The following is a 6585-nucleotide window of genomic DNA, read 5'->3' on the forward strand; positions in this document are numbered from 1 at the left end:
AATGGCGTCACAGAGGGAAGACCCATGTCCAAGATCAACGCACAGCAGCTTGCCACCCTGATCGACAAGATCGGCGGCAAGGAGAACATCGCCACCGTCAGCCACTGCCTGACCCGGTTGCGCTTCGTCCTGAACGATCCGGCCAAGGCCGACAGCAAGGCTATCGAAACCATCCCGGCGGTGAAGGGAAGCTTCACCCAGGGCGGTCAGTTCCAGGTGGTGATCGGTAACGAGGTAGAGCAGTGGTACAAGGCGCTGACCGAACAGCTCGGTGTCAGCGGTGGCAGCAAGGAGACCGCCAAGCAGGCGGCGCGCCAGAACATGAACCCGCTGGAGCGGGGCATCTCCCATCTGGCGGAGATCTTCGTGCCGCTGCTGCCTGCCATCATCACCGGCGGTCTGATCCTGGGCTTTCGCAACGTCATCGGCGATATCAAGATGTTCGACGATGGCACTCACACCCTCACCGAGATCAGCCAGTTCTGGGCTCAGGTGCACGCCTTCCTCTGGCTGCTGGGCGAGGCGATCTTCCACTTCCTGCCGGTGGGCGTCTGCTGGTCTGCGGTCAAGAAGATGGGCGGCTCCGAGATCCTCGGTATCGTGCTCGGCATCACGCTGGTGTCGCCACAGTTGATGAACGCCTACGGCATCGGCCAGCAGACTCCCGAGGTGTGGGACTTCGGCCTGTTCGTGATTCAGAAGGTGGGTTATCAGGCCCAGGTCATTCCGGCGCTGCTGGCGGGTGTATTCTTGGCCTGGGTTGAGACCAACCTCAAGCGGATCATTCCGGCTTACCTCTATCTGGTGATTGTGCCGTTCGTTTCTCTGCTGCTGGCAGTGATCGTGGCTCACGCCTTTATCGGCCCGTTCGGTCGCTGGCTGGGTGATGGCGTCGGTTTCGCTGCCAAGGCTGCCATGACCGGCTCCTTTGCTCCCATCGGCGCTGCCCTGTTCGGTTTCCTCTACGCACCGCTGGTTATTACCGGTATCCACCACACTACCAACGCGGTGGATCTGCAGCTGATGCAGAGCATGGGTGGCACCCCGATTTGGCCGCTGATCGCCCTCTCCAACATCGCGCAGGCTTCTGCGGTCGTCGGCATCATTCTGATTAGCCGCAAGGAGAACGAGCGGGAGATCTCGGTACCTGCCGCCATCTCCGCCTATCTCGGGGTGACCGAACCGGCGATGTACGGCATCAACCTCAAGTACAAGTTCCCCATGCTGTGCGCCATGGTGGGCTCCAGCCTTGCAGCCCTCATCTGCGGTTTCGCCGGGGTGATGGCCAACGGCATCGGGGTAGGCGGCCTGCCGGGCATCCTCTCCATCCAGCCGCAATACTGGGCGGTGTTCGCCATCGCCATGCTGGTCGCCATCGTGGTGCCGGTGGTGCTGACCCTGCTGGTCTACAAGCGCCAGCAAGCCGCTGGCAAGTTGGCCCAAGCCAGCGCCTGACACTGATTATCAGGGCGACCCGCGGGTCGCCCTCTCCATTTTCTATTCGAGACAAGAGAAAGACCCATGAGCCAAACACCCTGGTGGCAGAGCGCCGTGATTTACCAGATTTACCCCAAGAGCTTTCAGGATTCCGCTGCCCGTGGCACCGGAGACCTCAAGGGGATCATGGCCCGCCTCGACTATCTCAAGACCTTGGGCGTCGATGCCCTCTGGCTGACCCCGGTTTACGTCTCGCCGCAGGTGGACAACGGCTACGACATCGCCGACTACTACGCCATCGACCCCGCCTACGGCACCATGGCTGATTTCGAGGCGCTGCTGGCCGCCGCCCATGAGCGCGACATCCGCATCGTGATGGATATCGTGGTCAACCACACCTCCACCGAGCACGCTTGGTTCAAGTCGGCGCTGGGGGATAAAAACAGCCCCTACCGCGACTACTACATCTGGCGCGATCCGGTAGATGGCGGCGTGCCCAACAACTGGCAATCCAAGTTTGGCGGCAGCGCCTGGGAGCTGGACTCAGCCACCGGTCAGTACTACCTGCACCTGTTTGCCCGCGAGCAGGCGGATCTCAACTGGGAAAACCCGGCGGTGCGCGCCGAGGTGAAAAACATCATCCACTTCTGGGCCAAGAAGGGGGTCGATGGGTTCCGCCTCGACGTCATCAACCTTATTTCCAAGGATCAGGCGTTCCCGAACGACGAAATAGGCGATGGCCGCCGTTTCTACACCGACGGGCCGCGTATCCACGAATTTTTGCAGGACTTGAGCCGCGACGTGTTTGCTCCGGTGGGCGCCATGACGGTGGGGGAAATGTCCTCTACTTCGCTGGAGCACTGCCAGCGCTATGGCGCCCTCGATGGCTCCGAGCTCTCCATGGTGTTCAACTTCCACCATCTGAAGGTGGATTACCCCAACGGCGACAAGTGGACCAAGGCGCCGTTCGACTTCCTCGAACTCAAGCGCATCTTCAACCACTGGCAGCGCGGCATGCATGGCAAGGGGTGGTCGGCGCTGTTCTGGTGCAACCACGATCAGCCGCGCATAGTCTCCCGTTTTGGCGATGAGGGTGAGCATAGGGTCGTGGCCGCCAAGATGCTGGCCAGCACGCTGCACGGCCTGCAAGGCACCCCCTACATCTATCAGGGGGAGGAGATCGGCATGACCAACCCCGGCTATCAGCGCATCGATGACTATCAGGATGTGGAGAGCCGCAACATCTTCGCCATCAAGCAGGCGGAAGGGATGAGCGAGGCCGAGATCCTCTCCATTCTCGGTGCCAAGTCCCGCGACAACTCGCGCACCCCGATGCAGTGGAGCGTTGCGGCCAATGCCGGTTTCACCCAAGGGACGCCCTGGCTCAAGCTAGCCGCCAACTATTCCGAGATCAATGCCGAGGCGGCGCTGGCCGACCAGCACTCGGTGTTCTGGCACTATCGGGATCTCATCGCCCTGCGCAAGGCGCACCCCATCTTCACTCAGGGGGATTATCAGGAGCTGCTGACCGGGCACCCGCAGATCTGGGCCTATGCCCGCCGTGCCAACGGTCAGACCCTGCTGGTGGTGAGCAACTTCTACGGCGAGCCGGTGGAGTTTACCTTGCCTGCTGAGCTGCAAAGCGGGCAAGGTCGGCTGCTGCTCGGCAACTACCCCGATAGCCCGGCCCAACCGCAATCGGGTATGCTGCGCCCTTATGAATCCCTGATCTGGCTGATGGAGTAGGCGATGACGAAAGTGGTGCGCGGTGCCGAGTGGCAGAAGATGGTGGCGGGGGAGCCCTATGACGCGGGCGATCCCGAGCTCAAAGCGGCACGTGAGCGCTGCCGAAGGCTTTATCACACCTTCAACACCTGCTGGCAGGAGAAACCGGCGCGGGATGCTTTGCTGCACGAGCTGCTCGGTGGTCGCGGCCATGAGTGCGCCATCAATCCGCCGTTCTTCTGCGACTATGGCGCCAATATCTTCGTCGGCGAGAACTTCTACGCCAACGTCAATTGCACCATCCTCGACGTCTGTGAGGTGCATATCGGCGACAACGTGCTGCTGGCGCCCGGGGTGCAGATCTACACCGCCGCTCATCCGGTGGCGGTGGCGCCACGTATCAAGGGTGTCGAGTTCGGCAAGCCGGTACGGATCGGTCACAACGTCTGGATTGGCGGCAGCGTCGTCATCTGCCCCGGCGTCACTATCGGTGACAACAGCGTTATAGGCGCAGGCTCGGTGGTGACCAAAGATGTGCCCGCCAATGTGGTGGCGGCCGGTAACCCTTGCAAGGTGCTTCGGCCGATGACGGCACAGGAGCTTGAAGGCGTCATCCAGCGGTGAACAGGGGTCATGAATGCTATTGCTATCTGATTGATAGAAAAGCGACTTTCAGATTGTTTTGCATTCAGGGCTTATGTTCGGGGCCGCTTGGCCGATACTGTTGAGTGCAGGAGGAACCCTATGGATATATCAAGTTCTGCAAATGCGTCGTTTGGTTCTGCTCTGATGACGGCCAGTCTGGCCAAGAAACAGCAGACCCAAGAGGGCGAAGCTGCGCTGAAGCTGCTGCAAAACGCAGCGCAATCAGCGCCGGTTGCACCGACATCGGCCAGCGCTTCTCTGGGAAGCAAGATCGATATTCGCGTCTGACCCTAATGAAAAAGCCCCCATCTCGCGATGGGGGCTTTTTTATCTCTGCGATTTGGCGCGAGCCTCTTCCGCTCAGAGCGGGAAGGGGGCTGGCGCCTCGAAGGTTATCCGCTCGCCGCTACGGGGGTGACTGATGGTCAACATGGCCGCATGCAGGTAGAGATGGGGCGCAGCCGCCAGCGCATCCGGATGAGCGTAGAGGTTGTCACCCAGGATCGGGTGCCCCAGCTCCAGCATATGGACGCGCAGCTGGTGCGAGCGACCTGTGATGGGAGTCAGCTTGATCAGGCTGTTGCCATTTTCCACCTTCAGCTTCTGCCACAGGGTCAGAGCGTGACGCCCCTCCTCGTGATCCACCTTCTGCTTCGGGCGGTTGGGCCAGTCGACGCAGAGCGGCAGGTCAACCTGACCTGACTCTGCTTCCGGCTCACCCCACACCCAGGCGAGGTAGTGCTTCTCGGTCTCCCGCTCACGGAATTGTCGGCTCAGCTCCCGATGAGAGTTGGGATTGAGGGGAATGACAATGACGCCAGTGGTGGACATGTCGAGGCGATGAGCTGCCGCCGCCTTGGGGTGCTGTTGTTTCACCCGATGCAGGACGCTGTCTTCATTCTCGGGGCCGCGCCCGGGGACGCTTAGCAGGCCAGTGGGCTTGTTGACCACCATGATGTCCTTGTCCTTGAACAGGATATCGAGCCAGGGTTCCAGAGGCGGTGAGTATTCAAACATAAATGTCTCGCATCAGAAGGTGGGGGCAAGCCCCCATCAGTTATGGGTAACCACGACAAAGTGGCCTTGGGTATCCCGTTTGAGCTGGTTCTGGCCGCTGTCGGTCGGTACCTTGTCAGTTATGGGTGACCACGATAAAGCGGATGGCATCCAGCTTGAGTTGGGTCTGATCGATCAGGTGGTGCAATTCTGCCTGCAGATTGCGCAGATAATCCAGTTCGCTGTCTCGCACGTTCGGGTTGACCGCCTTGAGCGCTTCCAGACGATCCAGATCCTGCTGCAGGGTCTGCGCCATCTGGGCACGGGCCTTGTCGACAATCCCGGCTTTCAGCTCTTCGGCAATGGCCTGGCCCTTGCCAATCAGACCGTGGATCACCGGTTGGGACGCGGTGACCAGCTTGCTGCCGAGGTGGCGATTGACCGGAGTCAGCTGGCGGTTGAAGGCATCGAACGCCACTTTCTCACCCAGATTCTGGCCGTTCTTGTCCATCAGCAGACGGATCGGCGTCGGCGGCATGAAGCGGTAGAGCTGGGGATGGGCCGCAGACTCGGCAACGAAGATCAGCTCAAGCAGGATGGAGCCGATGGGCAGCGCCTTGTTCTTGAGCAGTGCGACCGAGGTGGCACCGATCTCGGAGCCCAGGATCAGGTCGATACCGCCGCGCATCATGGGGTGATCCCAGGAGAGCAGCGCCATGTCATCCCGCGACAGGGCAGTGTTGCGATCGAAGGTGATGGTCATGCCGTCTTGCGGCAGGCCCGGGAAGCTGGAGACCAGCATGTGATCCCCGGGGGTCAGCACCAGCGCGTTCTCGCCACGGTCATCCTGATTGACGCCGATCTCGTCGAACATCTTGAGAGCGAAGGAGATCATACCAGTGTCGTCATCTTCGGCGGCCAGCTTGTCGACCAGCTGCTGGGCGGCGGCGCCACCGCTGGAGTGGATCTCCAGCAGGCGATCGCGGCCCTGTTCCAGCCGGGCCTTGAGCGGCTCGTGCAGTTCGCGGGTCTTGACCAGCAGTGCGTCGAGGGCTGCCTGATCGCCGGTGTTGGCGGCCAGCAGCTCGAACAGCTCTTCACGTACCGCTTCGAATACCGGGCGGGCAGTCGGGCAGGTCTGCTCGAACGCGTCCAGACCATCGTGATACCAGAGCTGCAGGGCGCGCTGGGCAGTCCCTTCCAGATAGGGAACGTGGATCTCGACGGTATTCTGCTGACCGATACGATCCAGTCGGCCGATACGTTGTTCCAGCAGATCCGGGTTGAGGGGCAGATCGAACAGCACCAGATGGCTGGCAAACTGGAAGTTGCGACCCTCTGAGCCGATCTCGGAGCAGAGCAGCACCTGGGCGCCACCCTCTTGCTGGGCGAAATAGGCGGAGGCCTTGTCCCGCTCGAGGATCGACATGCCTTCGTGGAACACGGCACCACGGATCCCTTCACGGGTACGCAGCGCCTCTTCCAGTGCGATGGCGGTCGCCGCTTCGGAGCAGATCACCAGCACCTTCTGCTGGCGAGCTGAGAGCAGTAGCTCCAGCAACCATTCGACACGGGGGTCGAACTGGGTCCAGGTGGCGTTGTCGCCTTCGAACTGCTGGAAGATCTTCTCGGGGTAGAGGTAGCGCAGGGCGCGGGTCTGCAGATCGCCACCATTGCCACCCATCATGCCCATCACCTTGATGGCGGTCTTGTACTGCTCCGGCAGCGGCATGGGGTAGACGTTGAGGTGACGCTCGGGGAAGCCCTGAATATTGGCGCGGC

General features: G+C 61.2%; 6 protein-coding genes (1 of these 6 cut by a window edge). 4 read left to right on the forward strand and 2 right to left on the reverse strand.

Annotated elements, in window-relative coordinates:
* The first annotated feature begins 24 nt into the window (after positions 1-24).
* From treB to ACTG1K_RS05125, 4 genes are all read left to right on the forward strand, one after another.
* On the forward strand, positions 25-1455 hold the full coding sequence (gene treB / locus ACTG1K_RS05110) for a PTS trehalose transporter subunit IIBC (RefSeq protein ID WP_440004892.1): 1431 nt from the start codon (positions 25-27) through the stop codon (positions 1453-1455).
* Positions 1456-1521: 66 nt separating this feature from the next.
* Positions 1522-3183, forward strand: a complete 1662-nt coding sequence (gene treC / locus ACTG1K_RS05115) for an alpha,alpha-phosphotrehalase (protein WP_440004893.1) — start codon at positions 1522-1524, stop codon at positions 3181-3183.
* A 3-nt stretch (positions 3184-3186) separates the two neighbouring features.
* Positions 3187-3786, forward strand: a complete 600-nt coding sequence (locus ACTG1K_RS05120) for a sugar O-acetyltransferase (RefSeq protein WP_167574367.1) — start codon at positions 3187-3189, stop codon at positions 3784-3786.
* A gap of 120 nt (positions 3787-3906) precedes the next feature.
* On the forward strand, positions 3907-4095 hold the full coding sequence (locus tag ACTG1K_RS05125) for a hypothetical protein (RefSeq protein WP_005336040.1): 189 nt from the start codon (positions 3907-3909) through the stop codon (positions 4093-4095).
* A 72-nt stretch (positions 4096-4167) separates the two neighbouring features.
* On the opposite strand, the gene rluA is transcribed toward ACTG1K_RS05125, so the two are convergent.
* Both rluA and rapA read right to left on the reverse strand, forming a co-directional pair.
* Positions 4168-4824, reverse strand: coding sequence for a bifunctional tRNA pseudouridine(32) synthase/23S rRNA pseudouridine(746) synthase RluA (rluA, locus tag ACTG1K_RS05130; RefSeq protein WP_440004894.1), 657 nt, complete (start codon positions 4822-4824; stop codon positions 4168-4170).
* A gap of 115 nt (positions 4825-4939) precedes the next feature.
* On the reverse strand, positions 4940-6585 hold the 3' portion of the coding sequence (gene rapA / locus ACTG1K_RS05135) for an RNA polymerase-associated protein RapA (protein WP_440004895.1). 1222 nt of this gene lie beyond the right edge of the window; only the last 1646 of its 2868 coding nucleotides appear in the window; its start codon lies off the right edge, out of view — the gene reads right to left on this strand; the stop codon is at positions 4940-4942.

Origin of the sequence: Aeromonas sp. 102P, assembly GCF_051920345.1 — a bacterium.
Taxonomy (GTDB): Bacteria; Pseudomonadota; Gammaproteobacteria; order Enterobacterales; family Aeromonadaceae; genus Aeromonas; species Aeromonas veronii.